We start from the raw sequence: 26,831 nt of genomic DNA on the forward strand, positions 1-26,831 counted from the left end.
GCGTCGGGTGCCGCCGACGGCGCCTCACCCGAGGAGGATGCGGACGCCGATCGCGATGAGGATGCCGCCGCCGAGGAAGACCGCCCAGCGGCCGAGCCTCTCCCCCACCCGGCTGCCGACGAAGACGGCCGCCAGCGCCAGGACGAAGGTGACGGCGCCGATCAGGAGGACGGCGGGGACGACGTCGACCTCCAGCACACCGAAGGTGACACCGACGGCGGCCGCGTCGATCGACGTGGCGATCGCCAGTGGCAGCACCGAGCGGACGGTCACGGTCGGCGTCGTGTGGTCCTCGTCGTCGCCGCGCAGCCCCTCCCAGATCATCTTGCCGCCGATCAGCGTCAGCAGCCCGAACGCGATCCACGGAGTGACCGTCTCGACCTCGTCGGCGAACCAGAACGCCAGCACCCACCCGAGCACCGGCATCAGGGCCTGGAAGAGCCCGAACATGCCGGCCATCAGCAGCGCGTCGCGCCACCGCGGCCGGCGCAGCTGCAACCCCTCCGCCAGGGACACGGCCACCGCGTCCATCGCCAGGGCGAACGCGAGCACGACCAGCTCGACGGTGGTCACCGGCGGCTCCTCCGACGCGCTCGGGCAAAACGACGCCGGACCGCGACCTCTGGGGGGGTCGGCCGCGGCCCGACCGGACCATCATGACATACCAAAGGTTCTCAATGGGACAGGAGGTGACTGCTGTTCAGATCCGTGTCCAGGTCGATCTCGCGGTCACTCCCAGAAGACACGGTCGACGACGGTGCGCGCGTGTCGTGCGGTGCGCAGGTAGTCGTCCAGCAGCTTGTCGGACTCACCGAGCTCGTAGCCGAGGATCCTGGCGACCGCGCGGCGCTCGAGGGTGGCGCGGGGGAACTCGTCACCGGCGCGACCGCGGGCCAGGGCGAGGGCGTTGCGGACGCGGGACGCCATCCGCCACGCGGCTGCGAGGGTCTGCGCATCGTCGGCTCCGACGAGCCCGGCCTCTGCTGCGGCGGCCAGCGCCGGCAGGGTCTGCGGGGTGCGGAGTCCGGGCACGTCGTGCCCGAAGCGCAGCTGCAGCAGCTGGACCGTCCACTCGATGTCGGCGAGGCCGCCTCGTCCGAGCTTGAGGTGGAGGGTGGGGTCGGCGCCGCGCGGGAGGCGCTCCTTGTCGACGCGTCCCTTGATCCGGCGTACCTCGATGACGTCGTCTGCCGTGAGGCCCTGGGCCGGGTAGCGCAGGGGGTCGATGAGCTCCGTGAACCGTCGGCGCAGGTCCTCGTCGCCGACGACCGCGTCGGCGCGGAGGAGGGCTTGTGCCTCCCACACGTGCGACCACTTGGCGTAGTAGGCGGCGTAGGAGTCGAGGGTGCGGACGAGAGGACCCTGCCGGCCCTCGGGCCGCAGGTCGGCGTCGACCATCAGTGCGGGGTCGGGGCCGGGGACGGAGAGCACCCGGCGCAGCTCCTCGGCGACCAGTCGGGCGAAGGTGGCGGCCTCGTGGGCGTCGACGTCGTCGGCGGGGTCGTGGACGAAGAGCACGTCGGCGTCGCTGCCGTAGGAGAGCTCGAAGCCGCCATAGCGGCCCATCGCGATGAGTGCGATGCGGGTCGGGGGCTCGTCGAGCGACCGCTGACGGCAGGTCGCCTCGACGACGCCGGCGAGCGTCGCCTCCAGGGTGGCGTCGGTGATCCGGCTCAGGGCCTGGCCGACCTCCTCGACCTCCAGGAGGCCGAGGACGTCTCCGGCGGCGACCCGGAGCAGCTCGCGGCGACGTACGCCGCGCAGTGCCCGCACCCCCTTCTCGAGGCCGTCCTGACGGCGTCCGGTCGCCAGCATCTCCTCGGCGAGGACCGCGCGACCGACCGGACGGAGGTCGCCACCCAGCAGGCGTACGCCGGCCGGTTCGCTCTCGAGGAGCGCGGTGCAGTAGCGCGAGGTGGCGAGCAGGTGGGCGAGGCGCTCGGCGACCTCTCCCTCGTCGCGGAGGGTGGCGAGATACCAGGGGCTGCGCCCGAGCGTCTCGCTGAGCCGTCGGAAGCCGAACAGGCCGCCGTCGGGGTCGGGGCACTCGGCGAACCACTGGAGCATGGCGGGCAGCAGGGTGCGCTGGATCGCGGCCGTCCGGCTCACGCCGGCCGTCAGCGCCTCCAGGTTGCGCAGCGCGGCCTCCGGATCGTCGTACCCCAGGGCGGCAAGCCGGGTGCCGGCGGCCTCGGACGAGAGACGGACCTCGTCGCCGCCCATCCGGGCGACGGCGCTGAGCAGGGGGCGGTAGAAGATCTTCTGGTGGAGCCGGCTGACCTCGCGGCGGTGGTCCTCCCAGGTCTCCTCGAGCCTCTTCTCGGGCTCCTTGAGGTAGCCGAGGCTGCGGCCCAGACGACGCAGGGATGCCTCGTCGGAGGGGACGACGTGGGTGCGCTGGAGGCGGTGCAGCTGGATGCGGTGCTCGAGCTGGCGCAGGAAGGCATAGGCACGGTGCAGTGCGTCGCCGTCGTGGCGTCCGATGTAGCCACCGTCGGTGAGGCGGGCGAGGGCGCTGAGGGTGGTCGACGGACGGATCGACTCGTCGCCTCGTCCGTGGACGAGCTGCAGGAGCTGCACGGCGAACTCGACGTCGCGGAGGCCGCCGGCGCCCAGCTTGAGCTGGCGGTCGGCCTCCTTGGCGGGGATGTGCTCGAGCACGCGTTGGCGCATCGCCCGGGCGGCGTCGACGAAGCCGTCGCGGTCCGCGGCAGACCACACCATCGGGTCGACCATGGCGACGAACTCCGCACCCAGGGCGAGATCGCCGGCGACGGGCCTGGCCTTGAGGAGCGCCTGGAACTCCCAGGCCTCGGCCCACCGCTCGTAGTAGGACTGGTGGCTGGCGAGGGTGCGGCTGAGCGGTCCGGCCTTGCCCTCGGGGCGGAGGTTGGCGTCGACCGGCCAGATCGTGCCCTCGGCGGTGTGGTCGGAGCAGACCTGCATCAGCTGGGCGGCCAGGCGCGCGGCGATCCGCTCCTCGCCCTCGTGGACGAAGACGACGTCGACGTCGGAGACGTAGTTGAGCTCGTGGCCGCCGCACTTGCCCATGGCGATCACCCCGAGGCGCACGGTCAGGGCGTCCTCGCCCAGCCGCTGCCGCGCCACGGCGAGCGCGGCGTCCAGGGTCCCGGCGGCCAGGTCCGAGAGCTCGGCGGCGGCGTCGTCGACGCCGAGGTGGTGGGTGAGGTCGCGGGCGGCCAGGCGCAGGAGGACGCGGCGATACTCCACCCGCAGGGAGTCGACGGCCTCGCGGTCGGGCCGGGTCGCCACGGGTACGTCGGCCAGCGGATCCGCTCCGACCGCGGCGAGCAACCCGGCCCGCACGGCCCAGGCGGCCGGGCGGGTCGACCCCAGGGCCGGGTCGGTCAGCTCGCGCCACTGCTCGGGATGGTGGGCCAGGTGGTCCGCGAGCGCCGAGCTGGCGCCCAGCACGCCCAGCAGCCGCATGGCGGTGCCCTCGTCGGTGCGGACGGCGGTGATCAGCTCGCCCGGATCCTCGAGCGCCTCGGCGATCCGGCACAGGCCGTGGAGGGCAGCGTCGGGATCGGCCGTCCGGCCGAGGTAGGCGAGCAGCTCGTCCGACCCCGGTCCGAGCTCCTCGAGGGCACTGAGCGCGCGCTCGAGATCGGCGAACCCGAGCCGGATCAGCTCGGTGCGCTGGCCGCCCACTAGGACCGCCGACCGGTCACAGCACCGGGAGCATGCGGTCCCGCTCGAAGACCGAGACCTGGCCGCGGTACTCGTCCCACTCGGCGCGCTTGTTGCGCAGGAAGAACTCGAAGACCTGCTCCCCCAGCGTCTCGGCGAGCAGCTCGGAGTGCTCGGCGACCGCGATGGCGTCGTGCAGGCTCTTGGGCAGGGGCTCGATGCCGAGGCTGCGGCGCTCGCGCTCGGTCAGCGCCCACACGTCGTCCTCGGCCTCGCGCGGCAGCTCGTAGCCGTTCTCGATGCCCTTGAGGCCGGCCGCCAGCACCGCGGCGTAGGCGAGGTAGGGATTGCAGGCCGAGTCGATGGTGCGCAGCTCGATCCGGGTCGACTGACCCTTCATCGGCTTGTACATCGGCACCCGGATCATCGCGGAGCGGTTGTTGTGGCCCCAGCAGATGTAGGACGGCGCCTCTCCCCCGAACATGAGCCGCTTGTAGGAGTTGACCCACTGGTTGGTGACGACGCTGATCTCGCTCGCGTGCTTGAGCACGCCGGCGATGAACTGGCGTCCGGTCTTCGACAGCTGGTACTCGGCGCCCGCCTCGTAGAAGGCGTTCTGGTCGCCCTCGAAGAGGGAGACGTGGGTGTGCATGCCCGACCCGGGATGGGTCGTGAACGGTTTCGGCATGAAGGTCGCCCAGATGCCCTGGTTGAGCGCGACCTCACGGATGACCGTGCGGAAGGTCATGATGTTGTCGGCCGTGGTCAGCGCGTCGGCGTAGCGCAGGTCGATCTCCTGCTGGCCCGGGCCGCCCTCGTGGTGGCTGAACTCCACGGAGATGCCCATCGCCTCGAGCATCGTGATCGCCTCGCGACGGAAGTCCGAGCCGTGGCTGTGCGCGGCGTGGTCGAAGTAGCCGCTGCGGTCGACCGGCACCGGCTCCTCGCCCTGCCGGGGCTCGTCCTTGAAGAGGTAGAATTCGATCTCGGGGTGGGTGTAGAAGGTGAAGCCCTGCTCGGCGGCCCTGGACAGGGTCCGCTTGAGCACGTTGCGCGGATCGGCATATGACGCGGATCCGTCCGGCATCACGATGTCGCAGAACATGCGATCGGTCGCCGGACCCTCGCCGCTGCGCCAGGGCAGGATCTGGAAGGTGGTCGGGTCGGGCAGGGCCAGCATGTCGGCCTCGTAGACGCGGGCGAAGCCCTCGATCGCCGATCCGTCGAAGCCGATGCCCTCGGAGAAGGCGCCCTCCAGCTCCGCCGGCGCCACCGCGACGGACTTGAGGAACCCGAGCACGTCGGTGAACCACAGCCGCACGAAACGGACGTCACGCTCCTCGAGAGCGCGGAGTACGAAGTCTTCCTGCTTGCCCATGGGGAGAACCCTATTGGGTCGGGACCCGCTCCAGCTCGGCGAGCCATGCCGCGGCGCTCGCGTCCGACGGCATCCGCCAGTCGCCGCGCGGCGACATGGTCCCGCCGGGGCTCACCTTCGGACCGTTGGGCAGCGCCGAGCGCTTGAACTGGCTGCTGAAGAAACGCCGGACGAAGAGCTCCAGCCAGCGGCGCACCTCCCCCAGGTCGTACGACGCCCGCCGCTCCTCCGGGAAGCCGGGCGGCCACTCGCCGACCCCCGCGTCGTGCCAGGCGTGCCATGCGAGGAAGGCGATCTTGCTGGGCCGGTAGCCGCGGCGCAGCACGTGGAAGAGCGTGAAGTCCTGCAGGGCATAGGGACCGACGGAGTCCTCGGTGGCCTGGGGCTTCCTGCCCTCCTCGGTCGGGATCAGCTCGGGGGTGATCTCCTGCTCGAGGATCTCCCGGAGCACCTCGTCGGCGTCATCGTCGTAGTGACCGTCGTGCAGCTGGTCGGTGTCGATGACCCACCGGATCAGGTGCTGGATCAGCGTCTTGGGGACGCCGGCGTTGACGTTGTAGTGCGACATCTGGTCGCCGACGCCGTAGGTGCACCAGCCGAGCGCCAGCTCGGACAGGTCGCCGGTGCCGAGCACGATGCCGCCGCGGTGGTTGGCGAGCCGGAAGAGGTAGTCGGTGCGCAGGCCGGCCTGGACGTTCTCGAAGGTGATGTCATAGACGGGCTCGCCCCCCGCGAACGGGTGACCGAGGCCCTCGAGCATCGTCCGCGCGGCCGGCTTGATGTCGAGCTCCTCGAAGGTGCAGCCGAGCGCCTGCGAGAGCCGGGTCGCATAGGACTTCGTCGTGTCGCCGGTCGCGAAACCCGGCATCGTGAAGGCGTGGATGTCGCTGCGGGGGCGGCCCAGCCGGTCCATCGCCTTCGCCGCGACGATCAGCGCATGGGTGGAGTCGAGCCCGCCGCTGACGCCGATGACGACCTTCGGCTGCCCGATCGCACTCAGCCGTTGCTCGAGGCCGGAGACCTGGATGTTGTAGGCCTCGTAGCAGTCCAGGGCGAGCCGGGCGGGGTCATCGGGGACGAACGGGTAGCGGTCGACCTTGCGGCGCAGGCCGATGTCGCCGCCCGGTGGGTCGAGGGTGAACTCGATGACGCCGACCGACGCGCCGAGGGCGACCCTGTTGTCGTCGAAGGTGCCCTGACGCTGGCGCTCCTGACGCAACCGGTCGAGATCGACGTCGACGACGGTGCGCCGCGGGCCGTCAGGGAAGCGCTCGGTCTCCCCCAGCAGGTCGCCCATCTCGTAGACCATCGTCTGTCCGTCCCACGACAGGTCGGTCGTCGACTCGCCCTGGCCGGCGGCGGCGTAGACGTAGGCGGCGTTGCACCGGGCGCTCGCGCTGCGCGCCAACAGGTGCCGGTCCTCGGCCCGGGCGATCGTGATCGGGCTGCCGGACAGGTTGGCGAGCACCGTCGCCCCGGCCAGGGCGGCGGTGGCGCTGGGCGGGACCGGCACCCACATGTCCTCGCACACCTCGACGTGCAGGGCGAGGCCCGGCACGTCGGTGGCCGTGAAGACCAGGTTGTTGCCGAAGGGCACCTCGGCCCCGTTGGCGGCGATGGTGCCGCTGCCGTCGTAGGCCGCGCCGGAGGCGAACCAGCGCGCCTCGTAGAACTCGCGGTAGGTCGGCAGGTAGGACTTCGGCGCGACGCCGAGGATCTCGCCGCGGTGGATGACGACGGCGCAGTTGTAGATCCGGTTGAGGTCGACGATCGGCGCGCCGACGACCAACACCGGTCGCAGTTCCCTGCTCGCTTCGACGAGGGCCGCGACGGCGTCGGCGACCGCGTCGAGCAGCACGTCCTGCAGAAAGAGGTCGTCGATGGCATACCCCGTCAGGCCCAGCTCGGGGAAGACCGCGACGGCGACGCCCTCGTCGTGGCAGGCACGCGCCTGCTCGATGGTGCGGGCCGCATTCGTCGCGGGATCGGCGATCGCCACCGGCAGGGTGACCGCGGCGACCCGGGCGAACCCGTGGGCATAGGCCGAGTAGAAGTCCACGGGAGGAGTCTAGGGAGCCACGGCGTGCGCCGATGAGTACGACGCCCCGGGACAGTCTGCCCTGCATGAGCATCGAGAGCCAGCACATCCAGCCCTGCCTGTGGTTCGACGACCAACTGGAGGAGGCGGCCCGCTTCTACACCGGCATCTTTCCGAACTCCTCGATCGGCCACCTGAGCCGCTACGGCGAGGTCGGCCACGGCGAGCCGGGCACCGTGATGGCGGGCGAGTTCACGCTCGACGGGATGACCTTCCGCGGCATCAACGGTGGGCCCGAGTTCCGCTTCAGCGAGGCCGTGTCGTTCTCGGTCACCTGCCGCGACCAGTCGGAGGTCGACTACTACTGGGACTCACTGTCCGACGGCGGGGAGGAGTCAGTGTGCGGATGGTTGAAGGACCGCTTCGGCCTGTCGTGGCAGATCGTGCCGACCCGCCTCTATGAGCTGGTCACCGACCCCGACCCCGCCCGCGCCGAGGCGGCGACCGCCGCGATGCTCGGGATGCGACGGATCGTCGTGGCCGAGCTCGAGGCGGCGGCCGATGCCGCCGTACGTCCGCCGGCGGGGTGACCCAACACACAGGGCGCTGGCGCCACCACCGGGACTAGCCTCGTTGTTGCCCTTCACGAACGTGGACCCGCAGCTGCGGGCCGCGAGTCACGGATGATCGGAGCTCGACGATGAGCAGCAGCACCCCCGAAGAGACCGCACCCTACGGCGGCGCCCCCGCGTCCGCACCTGCGTCGACGACGACCACGACGACCACGACACCGGTCAAGCGGATCCGCACCCACCACCTGCGGGAGATGAAGCAGCGCGGCGAGCGCTTCTCCATGCTCACGAGCTATGACCAGCTGACCGCGCAGATCTTCGACGAGGCCGGCATCGAGGTGCTCCTCGTCGGCGACAGCGCGTCCAACAACGTGCTCGGCAACAGCACGTCGATCCCGATCACGGTCGACGAGCTCCTCCCCCTGGCCCGCGCGGTGAGCCGCTCGGTGTCGCGTGCGCTCGTCGTCGGCGACCTCCCCTTCGGCAGCTATCAGGCGTCGCCGGAGCAGGGCTACCTGACCGCCGTCCGGTTCATGAAGGAGGGCGGCGCCCATTGCGTGAAGCTCGAGGGTGGCGTCGAGATGGCGCCGCAGATCGAGCTGATGGCGCGCGGCGGCATCCCCGTGATGGCGCACATCGGCTTCACCCCGCAGTCCGAGCACGCGCTCGGCGGCTACCGGGTCCAGGGCCGTGGTGAGGCAGCGGACCGCGTGCTGCGCGACGCCCTCGCCGTCCAGGCGGCCGGTGCGTTCGCCGTCGTGATGGAGATGGTGCCGGGCGACGTCGCCGCCGAGGTGACGGCCGCGCTCGAGATCCCCACGATCGGGATCGGCGCGGGCAACCAGTGCGACGGCCAGGTCCTCGTCTGGCAGGACGCGTTCGGCCTGCGGACCGGCAAGCTCCCCCGCTTCGTCAAGCAGTACGCCGACCTCCGCTCCGTGCTCCTCGACGCCGCCCGTGCCTACGACTCCGAGGTCAAGGACGGCAGCTTCCCGGCGCCGGAGCACACGTTCTGACGGCGCGCTGATCGGACCCCGATCCGGGGGGTACCGTCGGACCATGCGGACCCGAATCGCCGCGATCGCGGCCACCGTCCTGCTGATCCCGACCGTGGCGTGCGCCGACAGCGGCGGGCCCTCGCCTCGCGGCGAGCGAGCCGTTGCGTCCGAGCGGGTCGCCCCGGCCGACCGGGCCGCGCTCCCCGGCCTGCGGGTCGAGGTGATCGCGCGGGGCCTGGACCACCCGTGGGAGGTGCAGCAGCTGCCGAGCGGGCACCTGCTGGTGACCCAGCGGGATCGTCGCGCCCTGACCCTGGTCAACCTGTCGGGCGGCAAGCGCAACCTCGAGTTCCCGAGCGCCAGCGTCTGGGCCTCCGGCGAGACCGGTCTGCTCGGCCTCGAGGTCGACCCGAACTTCACGCGCAACCGGCGCATCTACACCTGTCAGGGCTGGCACACCGCTGGCGGCTCGCACGACGTGCGGGTCAGTGCCTGGACGTTGGACGCCGGGCTCACCGAGGCGACCCTGGTCCGTCACCTGGTCACCGGCATCCCGACCAGCAGTGGTCGCCACGGTGGGTGCCGGCTGCTCGTCCTGCGCAACGGCTCGATGCTGGTCGGCACCGGCGACGCCGCGATCGGCACCAACCCCCGCAACCTCGACTCGCTGGGCGGAAAGGTGCTGCGGATCAACCGCGTCACCGGCGCGCCGGCGCAGGGCAACCCCTACATCAACCGCAGCGGCAAGCGTCGCTACGTCTTCACCTACGGCCACCGCAACGTGCAGGGCCTCGCCCAGCGCCCCGACGGGTCGGTGTGGTCGGTCGAGCACGGTTCCTACCGCGACGACGAGATCAACCGGCTGGGCGGCGGCCACGACTACGGCTGGCACCCGGTGCCCGGCTACGACGAGAGCGTGCCGATGACCGACCAGGGGCTGCCCGGCCAGCAGTACAACGCCCGCTGGCACTCGGGCGACCCGACGATCGCCCCGTCGGGAGCGGACTTCGTGATCGGCGCGGCCTGGGGTGCCTACCGCAACAGCCTCGCCGTCGCCGTGCTGAAGGACCAGCGGCTGATGTTCGTGCAGTTCGACCGCTCCGGCGCCCGCCGCTGGGTGCGGTTCCCCGCCGCCCTGCAGTCCTACGGGCGACTGCGCGACGTCACCACGTCGCGGCAGTCCCTCTTCGTCACCACCGACAACGGCGGCGGCGAGGACCTCATCCTGCGGGTGCGGCCCCGCTGACCCTCATCCGCCTCAGATCAGGCCGCGGCGCTCGAGCAGCGGCTCGATCGGCGCCGGCCGGCCCCGCCACCGCTCATAGGACTCGAGCGGGTCGCAGGTCCCGCCGATCCCGATGACGTGCTCGAGGTAGAGATCGCCGTTGGCCCGGGTGAGCCCGCCGTTGTCCTCGAACCACGCCACCGTGTCGGCGTCGAGCACCTCGCTCCAGATGTAGGAGTAGTAGGCCGAGGCGTAGCCCGAGCTGAAGCTGTGCGCGAAGTACGACGTGGCGTAACGCGGCGGCACGGCGGGGTTGTCGAGACCGACCGCGGCCAGCGCCCGCTGCTCGAACGCCGCGACCTCCTCGGGGTCGGTCGGCACCTCCTCCGGGCCCAGCTCGTGCCAGGCCAGGTCGAGCAGCGCGGCCGCCAGGTACTCACTGGTCGAGAAGCCCTCGTTGAAGCGCTCCGCCGCCTCCAGTCGACCGACGACCTCCGCCGGGATCGGCTCACCCGTCTCGTGGTGCACCGCGTAGTTGGCGAGGACCTCCGGCCAGAGCATCCACATCTCGTTGACCTGCGAGGGGTACTCGACGAAGTCGCGGAAGACGGCCGTGCCGCCGAACTTCGGATAGGTCGCCCGGGCGAGCAACCCGTGCAGGGCATGGCCGAACTCGTGGAAGAGCGTGCGGGTCTCGTCCCACGTCAGCAGAGTCGCCTCCCCCGCGGCCGGCTTCGGCACATTGAGGTTGTTGACGACGACCGCGGAGTCCACGCCGAGCAGCGTCGACGGGGTGACGAAGCTGCTCATCCACGCGCCGCCCCGCTTGGAGTCACGGGTGTAGAGATCCAGTAGGTAGAGGCCGATCGGCTCGCCGTCGCGGCTCACCTCGAACACCCGCACGTCCGGGTGATAGCCCTCGAGGTCGGCGCGCTCCTCGAAGACGAGCCCATGGAGCCGGCCCGCAGCGAAGAAGACACCGTCGCGCAGCACCCGCTCGGCCCCGAACCACGGCCGCAGGGCGGCCAGGTCGACGTCGTGAAGCTCGGCGCGGACCTGCTCGGCGCGGAACGGCCAGTCCCACGGCTCGATCGCGTGGCCCGCCTGCGCCGACAGCGCCTCCTGCTCGGCCCGTGCGTTGCGGGCCGCCGGCGCAGCGAGCCGCTCCAGCAGTGAGCGGACCGCCTTGGGCGTGCCCGCCGTGTTGTCGGCCGTCACGATCGCCGCGTGGTTGTCGAACCCCAGCAACCGGGCCCGCTCGGCCCGCAGTCGCAGGATCTCCAGCGCCGTGCGCCGGGTGTCGTGGTCACCGCCCCGCGCGCCGCGCGCTCGCTGCGCCTCGGACAGGCGGCGTCGTAGGTCCCGGTCCCGGAGGGAGGCCAGGTGAGGGTGGGCGGTCGGCAGGACGAGGGTGACGAGATGGCCGTCGAGACCGCGGGCGCGCGCCGCGGCGGCGGCAGCCGAGAGCTCCCCGGCGGTCAGACCGTCGAGCTCCGAGGCGTCGGTGACGTGCACCGCGAGCTCGTTGGTGTCGGCCTGCAGCGCGAGCTCGAACGCCGTCTCCTTGCTGGAGATCTGCTCGTTGAGGTGTCGCAGCCGGTCCTTGTCGGTCTCGTCGAGTGCTGCGCCGGCGAGCCGCAGCTCGGTCACGTAGCGCTCGACGAGGTACGCCGCCTCGGGCTCGAGCTGCTCGCGCGACTCCGCGACCGTGCGGATCCGCGACCACAGTGTGGGGTCGAGCCGGATGGCGTCGCCGTGTGCGGCGAGGCGCGGCGCGAACTCGGCGCGCAGCGCATCGATCGCGGGCGTCGCGTCGGCGCCGGCCCGGTTGCCCAGGATCCGCAGCACTCGCGTCAGCTGGACGCCACTGCGCTCCAGCGGCTCGAGGGTGTTGGCGAACGTCGGTGGCGACGGGTCGGCGGTGATCGCGGCCACCGCCGCGAGCTGGTCGGCCATGGCGGCCTCGAGGGCCGGTCCGTAGTCGTCGTCGGCGATGTCCGCGAAGCGTGGCAGGCCGTGGGGCAGGTCGCTGGTCCCGAGAAGTGCGTCCTTCATCCGTCGGACAGTAGACGATCAGGCCGAGGGATCAGCGGCGGGCAGCGCCTCCTCGACCGCCGCCGACGCGGGTGTCGCACCGTCGTCGGGCGGCACGTCCCCACCGCCCCCGGAGGATCCGCCGCAGGTCCCGTCCGCCGGGCCCGCCTCCGCCGTCGGCTCGGGCTCGGTGCACGGCTCGGGCTCGACCGGCTCCGGGTCGGCCGGCACGTCGACCGGCGGCGACTCGGGCTCCCGCTCGGGCTCGGGCTCCGGCTGGGGCTCGGGGGCTGCGACCGGGTCGACGTCGCGGCTGGGATCCCCCGCGGTGCCATCACCCGCGCCACCACCCCCGCCACCGGGTCCGGCGCCGTCCCCGGGCCGGACACCGGCAGCACCGCTCGGCGCCGGACCGTCGGTGGGCGCCGGGCCCGTGTCGTGACCGAGGAGCGCACGGACGGCGTCGGCGCAGCGGCACATCTCGTCGACGGCGGTGGTGGCGGCGACGCTGCCGATCCCCGACAGCTGGGTGACCGTCGCCGGGCCGCCGAGCAGTGTCGGTGCGCTCGCCATCTCCTCCGCATAGCGCGCGGCCAGGGCAAGGACGGTTCGGGCATAGCCGCGGGCCGGGTGGAGGTCGCGCAACACCTTCGCGAGGACCCGCGGGCGGGACAGGTCGCGGCCACTGGCGCACAGCAGCACCGCGGTCGCGAGCGCCGCGTCGTCGAAGTCCTGCGGGTTGCGCACGCCGTCACCGTCGCCGTCGACGGCGACGCTGGACCAGGTCGTCGGCAGCAGGGCGAACGGCCCGACCGACGCGTCCCAGCGCTTGCGCCGGTCGAGCTTGCCGCCGTCGGTGTCGGACACGGCTGCCCGCCCCCCGCGGCCGTTGAGCGGCGCGCCGACGAGCGCCGGCCGCACTCGGCCCGAGCGGTCGATCCGGTGCCGGCCGTCGGCACCACGGCCGTGGTCGGACTCGACCCGGGCGATCGCGGCGAGGACGATCCAGTCGAGGTGACACTCCGCGGTCAGGTTGATGATCGTCGCGGCTCGTTGGTAGGCCGCCACGGCCGGGGCGGGCACCGCCAGCAGTCCGCCGCCGTAGCGGCCGACGGAGGCCACCGGCACGGGCCTCGCCACGTCCTCCTCGGTCGCGACCGCCGGGGCGGGCTCCTCGGGCGCCTCGGGGGCGGTCGACCTCGGGTTGACGCCGTCGGCGCTGACGGGCGCCGAGCCGTCGATGAAGCCTGGCGGGCTCACCAGACCGGTCACGGCGAGGGCGATGGCGAGCGCCGTCGCGACCACGACCGCCAGCGACGTACGACGACACCAGCGGGCCCACGCGGACCGGGTCGTGCGGGTGGACATCCCCATGTCCGCCACCTCCTCGTCGTCGCAACCCCAGTGGCCTCAAGTGAACGCCGGAAGCCGCGACAGCGCAGGGGAATCGCGACATCGGCGCCACGTGGACACACCTCTGATCCGAGGGATGCCCACCCCGCGACCGCGAACCCGTGATGAGAGGATGCGCGGATGGCCGAGCTGACCTTCCGCACCGGGACGATGGATGCGGGCAAGTCGACCCTGGCGCTGCAGACCAACCACAACCACGCGGCACGCGGGCGGATCGGCCGGCTCTTCACCTCGCACGACCGAGCCGGGATCGCCACCGTGTCGTCCCGGCTCGGCCTGACCGCGGATGCGCAGGAGGTGCACCCCGAGCTCGACTTCTGGCGCACCACGGTCGATGCGCTCACCCAGGGCGCGCGGATCGACTACCTGATCTGCGACGAGGCGCAGTTCTACACCCCCGAGCAGATCGACCAGCTCGCCAAGATCGTCGACGAGCTGCAGATCGACGTCTTCTGCTTCGGCATCCTCACCGACTTCCGCACCCGCCTGTTCCCGGGATCCGCCCGCCTGGTCGAGCTGGCCGACCGCACGGAGGTCCTCCAGGTCGAGGCGCTGTGCTGGTGCGGCAAGCGCGCGACGCACAACGCCCGCACCGAGGACGGAGTGATGGTCACCGAGGGCGAGGTCGTGGTCGTCGGCGACATCGACGGCGACGACGGGATCGCGCCCGCCCTCGACGACGGCCCGGAGGACGACGTGGAGATCGCCTACGAGGTGCTGTGCCGTCAGCACCACCGACGCCGCCTGACCGCGGCCCGGGCCCGTGCGGTGAGCCTCTCGCACGAGCCGCTGCCGTTCGCCTGACCTCTCCCGGTCCGCACCCGATCAGCCCAGGTAGCCGCCGCCGGGAAGGTTGACGTCCTGGGCGGGCAGGTCGGAGACCACCACGTCGCAGGTCCCGGACGGCACGGTGCAGGTCAGCAGGTCGAGGGTGTCGGTCCCCTGGCCCTCCCTGAACAGCACCACCGTGTCGGCATCGAGCCATTCGAACGGGACGGCGTCTCGCGCACCCCCACCGAGCGGGCGCTCCTCGCCGGTCGCGATCTCGACGACGGTCGGGGAGGTCTCTCCGGCGCTGACCCAGCGTGCGTCCGGGGACAGGTAGCCGACGTAGCGTCCCGGCTCGACGGGCAGCACCACACCGAGGTCGCCGTCGACCACCTCGGTGCCGACGTCGGCGCCTTCGTCACCTTCGGCACCCTCGACGAGGCGGACCATCAGACCCTGGGTGACGTCGACGATCCATCGGGCGTCCCGATTGGGGGTCACGACGCGGTCGGAGCCGTCCCGCAGATCCGCCGCGACGACACCGCGGTCATCGATCCAGTAGCCGATGCCGTCGTCGATGTCGAAGTAGAGCGGCGACCCGAACAGGAACTCCTCCCTCCCGGGACCGTCGACGTGGTCATCGAAGCGCACCGTCTCGCCGGTGCTGATGTCGACCGACACCATCGCCGGCCGAGCCCCGGTCGAGTCGAACCAGCCGACCCACGCGCCGGTCTCGTCGGCGACCAGCGCCGCGTCGCCTGAGGCGCCGCGACCGATCTGACGCAGCTGACCGTCGACCAGGCTGAAGGCGTTGCCGTCCCGGTCGAGGAAGCCCCATCCCACTGCGGTCCGCACGAAGGACACGGGGTCGAAACCCAGGTCGAAGGCGGAGGTCGGCGTGTGCAGGGTCTCCCCCACGACCCAGGCAGGTTCGAGCGTGGGTGAGCCGAGCACCGGTGGGTCCTCTGCGCGGTCCGGACCGGGCCAGGCCAGCGCGACGGTGCCCGCCAGGAGCACCGCCGCAGCGGCGCCTGCGACGACCGCGAGCCGTCGGCGACGCACGGCACGGTCACCCGCCTCGACGACGGCACCGAGGTCGACCGGCAGGAAGTCGACGTCTGCCGCACTGTCCATCAGGTCCTTCAGCTTCTCGGTCATGCGCGTGCCCCTTCCGTGTCGAGCAGGTCATCGATGTCGAGGCCCTCGCCCACCATGTCCCGCAGTCGGGCGAGGGCGGCCGACGACTGGCTCTTGACCGTCCCGACCGCGCAGCCGAGGAGCTCGGCGGTCTGCCGCTCGGTGAGGTCCTCGTAGTAGCGCAGTACGACGACCGCGCGCTGTCGCGGCGGCAGCTGGTCGAGCGCGGCGAGCAGGGCGTGGCGAGTGCTCACGGCCTCCTCATGTCCGCCGGCGATCCGCTCCGGAACCGTCCCGGTGGCACGCTCGGTGTTCCAGTTGCGCTTCCTGAACCAGGTCAGAGCGGTCGTCGTGATCGCCTTGCGGGTGTAGGCCTCCGCTGACTCGAGACGGCGCAGGCGCGGCCAGGCGACGTAGGTCTTGGTCAGTGCCTCCTGGACGAGGTCCTGGGCGAGGCCCACATCGCCGACCATCAGGTAGGCGGCGCGGTGGAGCGCCCCGGAGCGCGCCGCCACGAACTCCGTGAAGCCGGCGCGGTCGCGAGCTGACATGTCGCTCCTCAGGACGGTCGACGGCCCGCTGCCCCTCGATCATCCCTTCAGACGACGCGAGACACACGAAAGGTTCGTTCGGCCCGTCAGTCCACCAGGATCGGGATGAGCATCTCGTCGGGTGTGAGCGACCCGTGCATGCCGATCAGCTGGGCCTCATAGGGGAAGCCCTCCGACGACAGCACCGCGAACTCGCCGCGGCTGGCCACGACCACGTCCCCGATCCGGGGCAGCACCGTCGGGTCGACCGGCCCGAACCAGCCACGGCCGATGGCCTCCGCACGGGTGAGCACCTCGGCCCGCTCCCCCAGCACCTCGCGCCAGGTGGAGACGACGTCGGGCACGGCGCCACCGGTGCAGTAGAGGTGACGGAACCTGGCCTCGCCGCCGACGAGGGCGATCCCGGCGCGCAGGTCGTCGTGGGTCGCGATGTCGACGCGGTCGTCCTTCCCGACGTCGACCATGCCGTGGTCGGCGATGACGAGCAGGCGCCGGTCGCTGGGCAGGGCCTCGCGCAGCTGCTCCGCCTCGTGGTCGATCATGGCGAGCTGCTGCAGCCACGGACTGGAGGCGACGCCCCAGCGGTGACCGGTCCAGTCGAGGTCGCCGTCATAGACGTAGGTCAGCGTCGCCTGGCCGGCGCGCGGCGTGGAGGCCGCGACGACCGCGGCGATCCGCTCGCCGACCCGATCGACACCGACGTAGTCCGCACCGCGGTGGGCGGCGACGGTGAGGCCGCTGCCGTTGAACTCGCGCTTGTTGACGACCGTCACCCGCACCCCGGACGCCTGCAGGGTCGAGAAGGTCGTGGTGTGTGGCTGCCACTCGGTCGGATCGACGTTGCCGTCCCACAGCAGCGCGTTGTGCAGCTCGGAGGTGCCGGGGATGCGCGTTGTGAAGCCGACGAGCCCGTGGGAGCCCGGCGGCAGGCCGGTCCCCAGCGACGTCAGCGACGTGGAGGTCGTCGACGGGACACCGGCGGTCGCGGGGGTCGAGGTCGCCAGCAGCGAGGACAGGTACGGCGCCACGTGGGCGTGGCGCTCGAGCAGGCGTGCACCCAGACCGTCGATGAGGAAGACGACGTAGGCCGGCGCGCTCGGCAGCTCGAGCGCCGACGGCGTCACGCCGACGGGGGTGCCGAGCGCCCGTGCCGCGGCCGGCACGACGTCTCCCAGCGACCGGGCGCCGTAGGCCGGCTCGCAGAAGTCGGCGGCGTCGAGCTGCTCTGATGACATCGGCGCGTCAGCCGCGCGTCAGTGCTGAGAGCGAGGCCGCGAAGGACAGCAGCCCCCCGACGGCGTCGGGGCCGTCGGCGGCCGCCGAGACCCGCAGCGAGAAGTCGTCGGCGGTCACCGAGCCCGTGTAGCCGTGGTCGGCGTCGCACTGCGGGTCGCCGCACGCGGCGGGCTCGAGGTCCACGCGACTGACCGCGCCCCAGCCGATGGTGAGGACGGCCTCCGCGGGCGGGCGCGGGCCGGCCGTCGGGTTCGACGTCATCCGCGTCACGACCACCGACGCGACCGCGCTGAGACTCACGGCCTCCGTCGACGTCGAGGTGTAGGGCTCCGGGAGGAGATCGTCTCCTGCGTGCTCGTCGGTGTGGGCCAGGATCAGCCGGCTCGGCGTGACGAGGATGACGGTCTGATGACGACGTACCTCGTCGCGCTCGAAGGTGGGCTCGTGGTGCACGTAGTAGGACACCACCGGCTCACCGCCGAGTGCGTCGACGACGGCGTCGGCGACGACCTCCGGGTAGTAGCCGGTGCGCTGGATCGCGTCGTGGAGATCGGCGAGCCGGTCGCGCTCCTCACCGGCGCGGGCGCGTGCTGGAGACATGCCCGCATCCTCGCACGCGGCACGCGCGCCGCTAATCGGGGATCGTCGTGACGAGGTCGGGCATCCGGCGGACCAGGGAGTCCGGCCGCGGGTCCTTGACCGCCGCCACCCGGGCCGCCGCGGTGAGCACGCGGGCGCCGGAGACACCGGCGAGGACCAGCGACAGCTCGAGCGAACTGACCTGCGGCAGGTCGTTCTGCAGCTCCGCGACCCGTGCGATCAGCTCCTCGATCGCCGCGACGTCGACGGGTTCGGCGCCGCGGTAGCCGAACAGCAGCGGCGAGCTCTTCACCTCCCGCACCATGGCCGCCACCTCGTGGTCGTCCAACGGGGGGATGCGGTAGGACCAGTCGCCGAGGAGCTCGATCACCGGCCCGGAGATGCCGAACGAGACGACGGGCCCGAACAGCGGGTCCTCGAAGGTGCGGATCGCGATGGGGACGCCCGTGGGGGCGTTGCGCTGGACGACGAACTGGCCCGTCCCCGGGTCGACGACCCGCTCCAGCGCCTCCCATGCCTCGGCCATGTCGTGGTCGTCCTCGATGTTGCGCCACACGTGGATCTGGTCCGGCCGCTCGCGCAGCGAGGCGAGGGTCGACTTGAGGACGACGTCCCAGCCCAGCTCCTGACCCGCGGCCCTGGCGGAGTCCAGGTCACGCACGGGCACCGTCGGCCACAGCTCGATGCCGTAGGCCGACAGCAGCGCGCTCACCTGACGCTGGTCGAGCTCGACCTCGCGTCCGCTCGCGGCGACCTCCGGGTCGGCGAGGACCCGCTCGACCATCCTGCGGGCATGGCGGGTGTCGATCCCGGCCGGCTCGGCCGGTGCACCGTCGGGCGCCTTCAGCCACACGGCGTACTCCACGACGCGCGCCAGGGCCCGCACCGCCGCCTCGACCGCGGGGTACGACGGCACGGAGCCACGTCCCGCGGACGACCCGGCGACGTCGGGCACGCGCAGCAGCTCGGGCACGCCCTCGGCGCCGAGGAACGAGGACACGAGCGGCTTGTCGGACTGCTCACCGACCGCCGCGAGCACGTTGGCGACCTCCTCGCCGGAGATGTCGAGCGGCGGGATGTAGACGGCGATGACGGAGTCGATGTCGGGATCGTCGATGGCATCGTCGAGCGCGTCCTCGAAGTCCTCCGCGGTGGCGTCGGCTCCGAGGGCGACGGAGCGGTTGACGACCAGCCCGACGGCGGAGGCCGCGTCGGCGGCGAGCAGGCCGAGGGCGTCGGAGTTGCCGACGATGGCGACCCGACGCCCGCGTGGCAGCGGCTGGTGGGCCAGCAGCTGGGCGACGTCGAACATGTCGTCGAGGGTGTCGACCTGGATGACCCCGGCCTGACGGAACATGGCGTCGACGGCGGCGGGCGGGGCACTGATGCGTCGGACCGCGTGTCCCATCGGCACACCCTGGGTGGTGCGACCGGAGCGGACCGCGACGATCGGCTTGCGCTGCGAGACCCGGCGGGCGATCCGGGAGAACTTGCGCGGGTTACCGATCGACTCGAGGTACATCATCACGACCTCGGTGGCGTCGTCCTCCTCCCAGTACTGCAGGAGGTCGTTGCCGGAGACGTCGGCGCGGTTGCCGGCGCTGACGAAGGTCGAGATGCCGAGGCCGCGGTTCTTGACCTTCTCGAGGATCGCGGAGCCGAGGGCACCGGACTGGCAGAAGAAGCCCGCGCGTCCGCGAGCCGGCATGACCGACGACAGGGAGGCGTTGACCTGGACGGCGGGGTCGGTGTTGAGGACGCCCAGGCAGTTGGGACCGATCAGGCGCAGGCCGTAGGAGCGGCACAGCCCGGCGAGGTGGCGCTGCCGCTTGCGGCCCTCCTCCCCGGTCTCGGCGAAGCCGGAGGAGATGACGATGAGGCCGTGGACGCCCTTGTTGGCGCAGTCGAGGACCACCTCGGTGACGGCCTCGGCGGGGACGGCGACGATCGCGACGTCGACGTCGTCGGGGATCTCGTTGACGTTCTTGTAGGCCGGCATGCCCGACACCGCCGGGGCGCTCGGGTTGACGACATAGACCCGTCCACCGAAGTCGGCGGTCACCAGGTTGCGCACGAGGACCTGACCGATGGTGTCCTGGCGGCGGGAGGCACCGATGATCGCGACGGAGCGCGGGTGGAAGAAGCGGTGGATCGAGGCGGCCTCGGCGACGTGCTCGCGATCGTGCATGACCCCGATGGCGGTGTCGGTCGGGTCGATCGGGAACTCGAGGGTGATGACGCCGTCGTGGTAGCCGCTGACGACGCGGTAGCCGGCGTCGCGGAAGGTCTGGATCATCCGGGAGTTGTCGGGCAGCACCTCGGCGATGAAGCGCTCGACGCCCCGCTCCCGCCCGGCCTGGGCGAGGTGCTCGAGCAGCAGCTGGGCGATGCCCCGCCCCTGGTGGCCGTCCTCGACGAGGAACGCCACCTCCGCCTCGCCCTCGGCGACCACGTCGTAGCGACCGACGGCGATCATCTGCTCCTGCAGCACCAGCACGAACGCCACCCGGTCCCGGTGGTCGACGTGGGTGAAGCGGCGGACGTCGCGCTCGGAGAGCACCGGCATCGGGGAGAAGAAGCGGTAGTACTTCGACTCGTCGGAGACGCGGGCGTAGAACGTCACGAGGAGCTCGTCGTCCTCGGCCCGGATCGGGCGGATGTGCGCGGTCCGGCCGTCCCGCAGCAGGACATCGCCCTCCCAGTGGGCCGGAGGTGCCTCGATCTCCTCGGTGGGGGTCGCATCGCCGGAAGTCACGGGAGAAATCTATCGGAGGGCCTCGCATCCGGCGCGCCCTGCGTGAGGCCGGTCGGCCCCACCCGGAAGAATGGAGCCCATGGCACGGCGTACCAAGTCCGATCCCCTCCCGGACGACTTCGAGGAGCACATCCTCGACACCGACATCCGCGACGAGATGCAGTCGTCGTTCCTGGAGTACGCGTACTCGGTCATCTACTCGCGTGCGCTGCCCGACGCCCGCGACGGTCTCAAGCCGGTCCAGCGCCGGATCCTCTACACGATGAACGACATGGGTCTGCGCCCCGACCGCGGCCACTCCAAGTGCGCCCGCATCGTCGGTGAGGTCATGGGTCGTCTGCACCCGCACGGCGACGGCGCGATCTACGACGCCCTGGTCCGCACCGCCCAGCCGTGGTCGCTGCGGCTGCCGATGGTCGACGGTCACGGCAACTTCGGCTCCCCCGGTGGCGAGGACCCGCCGGCAGCGATGCGTTACACCGAGGCCCGGATGGCGCCGCCGGCCGTGGCGATGACGCAGTCGATCGACGAGGACACCGTCGACTTCAAGCCCAACTACGACAGCCGCGAATACGAGCCGACGGTGCTTCCGGCGGCGATCCCCAACCTGGTCGTCAACGGCACGACGGGCATCGCGGTCGGCATGGCGACCAACATGGCGCCGCACAACCTGGTCGAGGTCGTGCAGGCGCTGCGCCACCTGATCCAGCACCCGAAGACCGACGTCGACGGGCTGATGCGCTTCATCCCGGGCCCCGACCTGCCCACCGGCGGCAAGATCGTCGGTCTCGACGGGATCCGCGACGCCTACGAGACCGGTCGCGGCGTGTTCAAGATGCGCGCCACCGCCCGGATCGAGACCGTCGGCCGCCGCAAGGGCATCGTCGTGACCGAGCTCCCCTACGGCATCGGCACCGAGAAGGTCATGGAGCGGATCAAGACCCTGGTCCAGTCCAAGAAGGTCCAGGGCATCGCGGACATGAAGGACCTCACCGACCGCGAGAACGGCATGCGGCTCGTCATCGAGATCAAGAACGGCTTCGTGCCCGAGGCCCTTCTGGAGCAGCTCTACAAGCTGACACCGATGGAGGAGTCGTTCGGCATCAACAATGTCGCACTGGTCGACGGCCAGCCCCGAACGCTGGGTCTCAAGGAGCTGCTGGAGGTCTTCCTCCAGCACCGCTACGACGTCGTCCGTCGCCGCTCGCAATTCCGCCGCAACAAGGCCGCGAGCCGGCTGCACCTGGTCGACGGACTGCTCGTCGCGCTGCTCGACATCGACGAGGTCATCCAGGTCATCCGCACGAGCGACAACTCGGCGGCCGCCAAGGAGCGGCTGATGAGCGTCTTCGACCTGTCCGACGCGCAGGCCGAATACATCCTCGAGATGCAGCTGCGCCGGCTCACCCGCTTCTCCCGTCTGGAGCTGGAGAAGGAGCAGGCGGAGCTGCGCCAGCAGATCGAGGAGCTCGACGCGATCCTCGCCGACGAGTCCCTGCTCAAGAAGCTGGTCTCCACCGAGCTCGGCGAGGTCGCGAAGACCTTCGGGACGCCGCGCCGCACGGTCCTCCTGCAGTCCGCCGGTACGACGGCCGTCGCCGCCGCGGCCGCCCCGCTGGAGGTGGCCGACGACCCGTGCTTCGTGCTGCTCTCCTCCACGGGCCTGCTCGCCCGGACCAGCACCGTCGAGGAGATCGGCACCGGGGGCGGGCGCGCCAACCACGACGTGGTGGTCTCGGCTGTCCGGACGACCGCCCGAGCCGACGTCGGCGTGCTGACCTCCCGTGGCCGGGTGCTGCGGATCGCCGTACTCGACCTGCCGGCGATCCCGCCGTCGGCCAACGAGCCCAACCTGCAGGGCGGGCTGCCGCTCAGCGAGGTGCTGGAGCTCCAGGCCGGCGAGCGGGCGCTGGCCCTGACCACGCTGGCGACCGACGGTCCCGGCCTCGCGCTCGGGACCCGGCAGGGCGTGGTCAAGCGGGTCAACCCCGAGGTCCTCAACAAGGACGAGTGGGAGGTCATCGGCCTCAAGGACGACGACGAGGTCGTTGGTGCGGTCGAGCTGCGCACCGGCACCGAGGAGCTGTGCTTCATCACCTCCGACGCCCAGCTTCTGCACTTCGGCGCCGACGCGGTGCGTCCGCAGGGTCGCGCCGGAGGTGGCATGGCCGGTGTCCGGGTGACCGACCGGGAGCGCGTGGTCTGGTTCGGGGCGTTCGACCTCAACGCGCCCGGCGGCGTCGTCCTGGTCACGGCCTCCGGGTCGTCGACGGCACTGCCCGGCACGGAGGCGGGCTCGGTCAAGGTGACCGACTTCTGGGAGTACCCCGCCAAGGGCCGGGCCACCGGCGGCGTGCGCTGCCACCGCTTCCTCAAGGGCGAGGACACGCTCGTCTTCGCCTGGGCCGGACCGGCGCCGGCCCGCGGCACGGCGGCCAGCGGCGCGCCGGTCGACCTGCCCGAGGCGACCGGTCGCCGGGACGGCTCAGGCGTTCCCGGACCACAGGCCCTCGCCGCCGCGGCCGGCCCTCTCGTCGCGACCCTCGCCGCCGATTCGGCCGACATCGCGAGCCCCCCACCCGGCGATGTGTCAGGGTGACGTCATGACCACCGGAAGGACCGGAATGTCCCACCGTCCCACCCGCCGTGCGCGCCGCCTGGCGGCCGGCGTCCTCACCGGCTTCCTGGCCCTCTCGGCCCTGAGTGCGTGCTCCGGCGACGACGAGAGCCCCACCAAGAACGACAAGATCGACGCCGACGACGACGGCGACATCACGCCTGCGGAGGTGATGACCGCGGCGAAGGCGATCCTCGACGAGACCTCCGGGGTCGCCGTGACGCTCGAGACCGGGGACGACCCCGGCGTCGACTACCTCTCGGCGGCCTCGGGGACCATCGTCGCCGACCCGTCCGCCTTCGAGGGCAGCGTCAGCGGCCGCGTCTCCGGCTTCGAGGCGAGCGGCATCTCCGTGGTCTCGGTCGACGGCACCCTGTGGGTCGACGTCCCGATCGTCGGGTGGACCGACGAATACCAGCCCGAGGACCTCTGCGCCCCCGACCCGGCGCTGTTGATCGACCCCGAGACGGGTGTCGGCAACGTGCTGACCAGCAGCGAGGACCTCGAGGAGGGCGACGGCGAGCGCGGCGGCACCGACAACAAGCTCGTGCTCACCCCGTTCACCGGCACGGCTCCCGGCGACGCGATCCGCGAGATCCTCCCCTGCGCCGAGGACGACTCCTACGACGTCACCTACCGGGTCGACGGCGACGGACGGCTGTTCTCCGTGCAGATGACCGGCTCGTTCTTCCCCGACGCCGACGAGGTCACCTACAACATCGAGGTCACCGACTACGACGTCACGAAGGACATCTCCGCACCCCGATGAGCCGCCAGTGAACGCCACCGCCGCGCGGCCGGGCTCCCGCGACCGGCTGCTGCTGACGTTCTGCGCCGTCGCGGTGGCATTCGCCGCGATCGACACCTACGTGGTGGTGCTCGCGCTGCCCGACATGATGGCGAGCATCGGGATCCCGATCGAGGAGCTGCAGCGCGCCGCCCCGATCGTCTCCGGCTTCCTGCTCGGCTACGTCGCGATGTTGCCTCTCATCGGCCGCATCGCCGACCTGCGCGGCCAAGTCCCCGTCCTGGCGATGTCGCTCCTGCTGTTCTCGATCGGCTCGATGGTGACGGCCATCTCCTACGACCTGCCCAGCCTCGTCACGGGCCGCTTCCTCCAGGGCGTCGGCGGCGGCGGACTCGTGCCGGCCACCATGTCCCTGGTCGCCGCGATCTATCCCGTCGAGCGACGCGGCCTCCCCCTCGGCCTGGTCTCAGCGGTCCAGGAGTTCGGCAGCGTCCTCGGCCCCCTCTTCGGCGCCGTCGTCATCTCCTTCACCAGCTGGCGCGGCATCTTCGCGATCAACCTCGCCGGCGGCCTCCTGCTCCTGGTCGCCGTGCAGGCCCTCGGCCGCTCCCGCCCCGACGACCTCCCGGTGGTCGAGGAGGCCGGCCACGGCCGTCTCGAGACCCCCGGGCGCATCCTCGCCACCCGACTCCTCGCGGCGCTCCTCCTCACCGTCACCCTCGTGGCGGGCACCATCACGTTCCTGCAACCCGTGGAGCTCCGACGCGACCTGACCTGGGGACAGCTGTTCATCCCCTACGTCGACGGAGGCAGCCGCTGGGTCACGCCGATCGGCATCATCGCGATCGCCGCCTTCGCCGTGCTGCTGCTCTGGTGCTGGTTCCTCCCCCGGGCCCTGGTCGACCTGCGCACCTGGCTGGGACACCTGGTCGCGGCCGACCTCGTCGGCGCGACCTTCCTGGCGATCGCACTCGGCGGCATCGTGCTGGCGTTCGCGACAGCCGACCCGGAGGTCGCGGTGTTCTCCCCGCAGGGGCCGTGGTTCCTGGCCGGATCAGCGATCGCAGTGGTCCTGCTCGTCATCCACCTGCGCCGCGCCACGTCGCCGATCGTGCCGCGCGGGGCACTGCGAGCCACGCCCGCCTGGGGATCCCTGGTCGTCAGCTTCCTCGTCGGCTGGGCCCTGATCGCCGCGCTCGTCGACATTCCCCTCTTCGCTCGCACGACGGACCTCGAGCGATCCCAGCTCGACGCGGCGCTGGTGCTGCTGCGCTTCCTCGCCGCCCTGCCGATCGGGGCGATCGTCGGAGGGTGGCTGCTGCGGAGGCTGCCGGCCGGCGTACTCACGGCAGCGGGGATGGCAGCCGCAACGGTGTCCTTCCTGCTGATGGCGCAATGGGACGCGACCAGCCTCGACGGCGTCGCGTCCAACATCCCGCTGGTGCTCGGCGGATTCGGCTTCGGAGTCGCCCTCGCCCCCGTCAACGCCGCGATCCTCGCGACCACCGACGACGACACCCACGGCCTGGCGAGCGCGCTGGTCGTCGTGGCCCGGATGGTCGGGATGCTGGTCGGCATCTCGGCCCTGACCACCATCGGCCTGCGCCGGCTGTATGCAGCGAGCGCGGACAACCCCGACATGGATCCCGTCGACCTCGCGATCGTCCAGGAGCACGCCGTCTTCGTCGGCGCAGCAGGCGCGGCCGCCCTCGCGGGAGTCGCGGCCCTGGTGCTGTTCGCCCGCGCCGGGACCCGCGAGGTGGACACTGCCGAAGCGCTCCGCGCAGCCGGATAACCTGTGCCCATGGGCGAATTCGACGATCTGCTGAAGGCGAACCACGACTACGCAGCCACCTTCGACCAGGGCGGCTTCGACGGCATCGCCCGGGCCGGTGTCGCTGTCGTGACCTGCATGGACTCCCGGATCCAGCCGCTGGAGATGCTCGGCCTGGACCTCGGTGACGCGAAGATCCTGCGCAACCCGGGCGGCCGCGTCGACGACCTCACGCTCGACGCCCTCGTCATCGCGGTGCACCTGCTCAACGTCAACCGGATCATCATCGCGCCGCACACGCGCTGCGCCGTCGCCAGCAACCCCGAGGCGGTCCTGCGCGAGAAGCTGGACGCCTCGACCGGCCAGGACACGTCCTGGTTGCGACTTCCGATCACCTCGGGCCAGGAGACCTCGCTGGCCTCCGACGTCGTCCGGGTCACCTCGCACCCGCTGATCTCCTCCGACATCAAGGTCGGCGGGTTCATCTACGACGTCGACACGGGCCTGCTCTCGCAGCAGGTCTGAGCCTCCGCTGAGGCCTTCGCCGGGCCCGGGGGCAACGGATCAGGCCATGCCCTGATCTGTGGCGCCTGACCCTTCGAACTGAGGAACCCTCGTGCAGATCGCCATCGTGCTCTACCCCGGCTTCACGTCCCTGGACTTCATCGGTCCCTACGAGGTGCTCCGGATGCTCCCGGATGCCGAGGTGCGCTTCCTCTGGCACGAGACGGGTCCGGTGCACGCCGACTCCGGCGTCCTGGCCGTGGCCGCGACACACACGTTCGACGAGACGCCCTCCCCCGAGGTCGTGCTCGTGCCGGGCGGGATGACGTCGGCCGAGCACGCCCGCGACGAGAAGGTGCTGGCGTGGCTGCGTCAGGCGCACGAGACCTCGACCTGGACGACCTCGGTCTGCTCCGGGTCGGTCCTCCTCGGCGCTGCCGGCCTCCTCACCGGCCTGCGCGCGACGTCGCACTGGTCGTGCGTGCCGCTGCTGCGCACCTTCGGCGCGAAGCCGGTCGGTGACGAGCGGATCGTGCACGAGGGCAAGGTCGTCACCGCCGCCGGCGTCTCGGCCGGGCTCGACATGGCGCTCTGGCTGGCCGGGGAGATCGCGGGCGAGGAGCGAGCCAAGGCGATCCAGCTGGTCATCGAGTACGACCCGCAACCGCCCTACGACGCCGGGCACCTGTCGAAGGCACCCCCGCGGACCAGGGCCGCGGCGACGGCGATCCTCGCCAAGGACATGGCCGCCACCGGCCAGCTGACCACCCCGGGCCGGCTCCTCTGGGACCAGGCCGTACGACGGGCCCGCTCCGGCCGTCGCCGGTGACCT

General features: G+C 71.7%; 20 protein-coding genes. 9 read left to right on the plus strand and 11 right to left on the minus strand.

Annotated features, from left to right (window positions below; genetic code table 11):
* Positions 1–24: 24 nt before the first annotated feature.
* The 4 genes from E9934_RS07010 to E9934_RS07025 all read right to left on the minus strand — a co-directional run bounded on the left by E9934_RS07010 (position 25) and on the right by E9934_RS07025 (position 7,088).
* Positions 25–573, minus strand: coding sequence for a manganese efflux pump MntP (locus tag E9934_RS07010; RefSeq protein ID WP_193556879.1), 549 nt, complete (start codon positions 571–573; stop codon positions 25–27).
* 156 nt (positions 574–729) lie between these two features.
* A complete protein-coding gene (locus E9934_RS07015; RefSeq protein ID WP_136562171.1) occupies positions 730–3,672 on the minus strand; it encodes a bifunctional [glutamine synthetase] adenylyltransferase/[glutamine synthetase]-adenylyl-L-tyrosine phosphorylase in 2,943 nt (980 codons plus the stop codon).
* 16 nt (positions 3,673–3,688) lie between these two features.
* Positions 3,689–5,029, minus strand: coding sequence for a type I glutamate--ammonia ligase (gene glnA / locus E9934_RS07020; RefSeq protein ID WP_136562172.1), 1,341 nt, complete (start codon positions 5,027–5,029; stop codon positions 3,689–3,691).
* Positions 5,030–5,039: 10 nt separating this feature from the next.
* Positions 5,040–7,088: an NAD(+) synthase gene (locus tag E9934_RS07025; protein WP_136562173.1), complete on the minus strand. Its 2,049-nt coding sequence runs from the start codon at positions 7,086–7,088 to the stop codon at positions 5,040–5,042.
* A 65-nt stretch (positions 7,089–7,153) separates the two neighbouring features.
* On the opposite strand from E9934_RS07025, the gene E9934_RS07030 reads away from it, so the two are divergent.
* From E9934_RS07030 to E9934_RS07040, 3 genes are all read left to right on the plus strand, one after another.
* The gene (locus E9934_RS07030; RefSeq protein ID WP_136562174.1) at positions 7,154–7,657 is read left to right on the plus strand and encodes a VOC family protein; all 504 of its coding nucleotides are present in this window, start codon (positions 7,154–7,156) and stop codon (positions 7,655–7,657) included.
* A 110-nt stretch (positions 7,658–7,767) separates the two neighbouring features.
* Positions 7,768–8,655 carry a 3-methyl-2-oxobutanoate hydroxymethyltransferase gene (gene panB / locus E9934_RS07035; RefSeq protein WP_136562175.1) on the plus strand — a complete coding sequence of 296 codons (888 nt, stop codon included), beginning with the start codon at positions 7,768–7,770 and terminating at the stop codon, positions 8,653–8,655.
* A gap of 43 nt (positions 8,656–8,698) precedes the next feature.
* A complete protein-coding gene (locus E9934_RS07040) occupies positions 8,699–9,883 on the plus strand; it encodes a PQQ-dependent sugar dehydrogenase (RefSeq protein ID WP_136562176.1) in 1,185 nt (394 codons plus the stop codon).
* Between the two features lie 12 nt (positions 9,884–9,895).
* Here E9934_RS07040 and E9934_RS07045 read toward each other — a convergent pair whose 3' ends face one another.
* Positions 9,896–11,917 carry a M3 family metallopeptidase gene (locus E9934_RS07045; protein WP_136562177.1) on the minus strand — a complete coding sequence of 674 codons (2,022 nt, stop codon included), beginning with the start codon at positions 11,915–11,917 and terminating at the stop codon, positions 9,896–9,898.
* A gap of 18 nt (positions 11,918–11,935) precedes the next feature.
* Entirely contained in the window at positions 11,936–13,270 is a 1,335-nt protein-coding gene (locus E9934_RS07050; protein WP_136562178.1) for a lytic transglycosylase domain-containing protein, read from the minus strand.
* A gap of 159 nt (positions 13,271–13,429) precedes the next feature.
* On the opposite strand from E9934_RS07050, the gene E9934_RS07055 reads away from it, so the two are divergent.
* Positions 13,430–14,113 carry a thymidine kinase gene (locus E9934_RS07055; protein ID WP_136562179.1) on the plus strand — a complete coding sequence of 228 codons (684 nt, stop codon included), beginning with the start codon at positions 13,430–13,432 and terminating at the stop codon, positions 14,111–14,113.
* Between the two features lie 21 nt (positions 14,114–14,134).
* Here E9934_RS07055 and E9934_RS07060 read toward each other — a convergent pair whose 3' ends face one another.
* From E9934_RS07060 to E9934_RS07080, 5 genes are all read right to left on the minus strand, one after another.
* Positions 14,135–15,235 (minus strand): hypothetical protein, encoded by a 1,101-nt coding sequence (locus E9934_RS07060; RefSeq protein ID WP_136562180.1) that lies wholly within the window; start codon positions 15,233–15,235, stop codon positions 14,135–14,137.
* Positions 15,232–15,765 carry a SigE family RNA polymerase sigma factor gene (locus tag E9934_RS07065; RefSeq protein ID WP_136562181.1) on the minus strand — a complete coding sequence of 178 codons (534 nt, stop codon included), beginning with the start codon at positions 15,763–15,765 and terminating at the stop codon, positions 15,232–15,234. Before E9934_RS07065 ends, E9934_RS07060 begins: the two co-directional genes overlap by 4 nt.
* A gap of 86 nt (positions 15,766–15,851) precedes the next feature.
* Positions 15,852–17,000, minus strand: a complete 1,149-nt coding sequence (locus E9934_RS07070; protein ID WP_136562182.1) for an alkaline phosphatase family protein — start codon at positions 16,998–17,000, stop codon at positions 15,852–15,854.
* Positions 17,001–17,007: 7 nt separating this feature from the next.
* Entirely contained in the window at positions 17,008–17,601 is a 594-nt protein-coding gene (locus E9934_RS07075) for a DUF5998 family protein (RefSeq protein ID WP_136562183.1), read from the minus strand.
* 31 nt (positions 17,602–17,632) lie between these two features.
* Positions 17,633–20,356, minus strand: coding sequence for a bifunctional acetate--CoA ligase family protein/GNAT family N-acetyltransferase (locus tag E9934_RS07080; RefSeq protein WP_238694812.1), 2,724 nt, complete (start codon positions 20,354–20,356; stop codon positions 17,633–17,635).
* A gap of 79 nt (positions 20,357–20,435) precedes the next feature.
* Between E9934_RS07080 and E9934_RS07085 the strand changes: the two genes are divergently transcribed.
* The 5 genes from E9934_RS07085 (at position 20,436) to E9934_RS07105 (ending at position 26,828) form a co-directional block, all read left to right on the plus strand.
* Entirely contained in the window at positions 20,436–22,955 is a 2,520-nt protein-coding gene (locus E9934_RS07085) for a DNA gyrase/topoisomerase IV subunit A (RefSeq protein WP_136562184.1), read from the plus strand.
* A 4-nt stretch (positions 22,956–22,959) separates the two neighbouring features.
* Positions 22,960–23,742 (plus strand): LppX_LprAFG lipoprotein, encoded by a 783-nt coding sequence (locus tag E9934_RS07090; RefSeq protein WP_158294953.1) that lies wholly within the window; start codon positions 22,960–22,962, stop codon positions 23,740–23,742.
* Positions 23,743–23,749: 7 nt separating this feature from the next.
* Entirely contained in the window at positions 23,750–25,516 is a 1,767-nt protein-coding gene (locus E9934_RS07095; protein WP_136562186.1) for an MFS transporter, read from the plus strand.
* Positions 25,517–25,525: 9 nt separating this feature from the next.
* On the plus strand, positions 25,526–26,020 hold the full coding sequence (locus tag E9934_RS07100) for a beta-class carbonic anhydrase (RefSeq protein WP_136562187.1): 495 nt from the start codon (positions 25,526–25,528) through the stop codon (positions 26,018–26,020).
* Between the two features lie 91 nt (positions 26,021–26,111).
* Complete coding sequence (locus E9934_RS07105; protein WP_136562188.1) at positions 26,112–26,828, plus strand: DJ-1/PfpI family protein; 717 nt, start codon at positions 26,112–26,114, stop codon at positions 26,826–26,828.
* Positions 26,829–26,831 lie beyond the last annotated feature (3 nt).

It is taken from the genome of Nocardioides caeni, assembly GCF_004912195.1.
Classification (GTDB): Bacteria; Actinomycetota; Actinomycetes; order Propionibacteriales; family Nocardioidaceae; genus Nocardioides; species Nocardioides caeni.

What these genes read in the sequence shown, in the direction of transcription:
- glnA (WP_136562172.1), bottom strand. Translation starts at nt 5,029, where the DNA reads ATGGGCAAGCAGGAAGACTTCGTACTCCGCGCTCTCGAGGAGCGTGAC.
- E9934_RS07030 (WP_136562174.1), top strand. Translation starts at nt 7,154, where the DNA reads ATGAGCATCGAGAGCCAGCACATCCAGCCCTGCCTGTGGTTCGACGAC.
- panB (WP_136562175.1), top strand. Translation starts at nt 7,768, where the DNA reads ATGAGCAGCAGCACCCCCGAAGAGACCGCACCCTACGGCGGCGCCCCC.
- E9934_RS07040 (WP_136562176.1), top strand. Translation starts at nt 8,699, where the DNA reads ATGCGGACCCGAATCGCCGCGATCGCGGCCACCGTCCTGCTGATCCCG.
- E9934_RS07045 (WP_136562177.1), bottom strand. Translation starts at nt 11,917, where the DNA reads ATGAAGGACGCACTTCTCGGGACCAGCGACCTGCCCCACGGCCTGCCA.
- E9934_RS07050 (WP_136562178.1), bottom strand. Translation starts at nt 13,270, where the DNA reads ATGGGGATGTCCACCCGCACGACCCGGTCCGCGTGGGCCCGCTGGTGT.
- E9934_RS07055 (WP_136562179.1), top strand. Translation starts at nt 13,430, where the DNA reads ATGGCCGAGCTGACCTTCCGCACCGGGACGATGGATGCGGGCAAGTCG.
- E9934_RS07060 (WP_136562180.1), bottom strand. Translation starts at nt 15,235, where the DNA reads ATGACCGAGAAGCTGAAGGACCTGATGGACAGTGCGGCAGACGTCGAC.
- E9934_RS07065 (WP_136562181.1), bottom strand. Translation starts at nt 15,765, where the DNA reads ATGTCAGCTCGCGACCGCGCCGGCTTCACGGAGTTCGTGGCGGCGCGC.
- E9934_RS07070 (WP_136562182.1), bottom strand. Translation starts at nt 17,000, where the DNA reads ATGTCATCAGAGCAGCTCGACGCCGCCGACTTCTGCGAGCCGGCCTAC.
- E9934_RS07075 (WP_136562183.1), bottom strand. Translation starts at nt 17,601, where the DNA reads ATGTCTCCAGCACGCGCCCGCGCCGGTGAGGAGCGCGACCGGCTCGCC.
- E9934_RS07085 (WP_136562184.1), top strand. Translation starts at nt 20,436, where the DNA reads ATGGCACGGCGTACCAAGTCCGATCCCCTCCCGGACGACTTCGAGGAG.
- E9934_RS07090 (WP_158294953.1), top strand. Translation starts at nt 22,960, where the DNA reads ATGACCACCGGAAGGACCGGAATGTCCCACCGTCCCACCCGCCGTGCG.
- E9934_RS07100 (WP_136562187.1), top strand. Translation starts at nt 25,526, where the DNA reads ATGGGCGAATTCGACGATCTGCTGAAGGCGAACCACGACTACGCAGCC.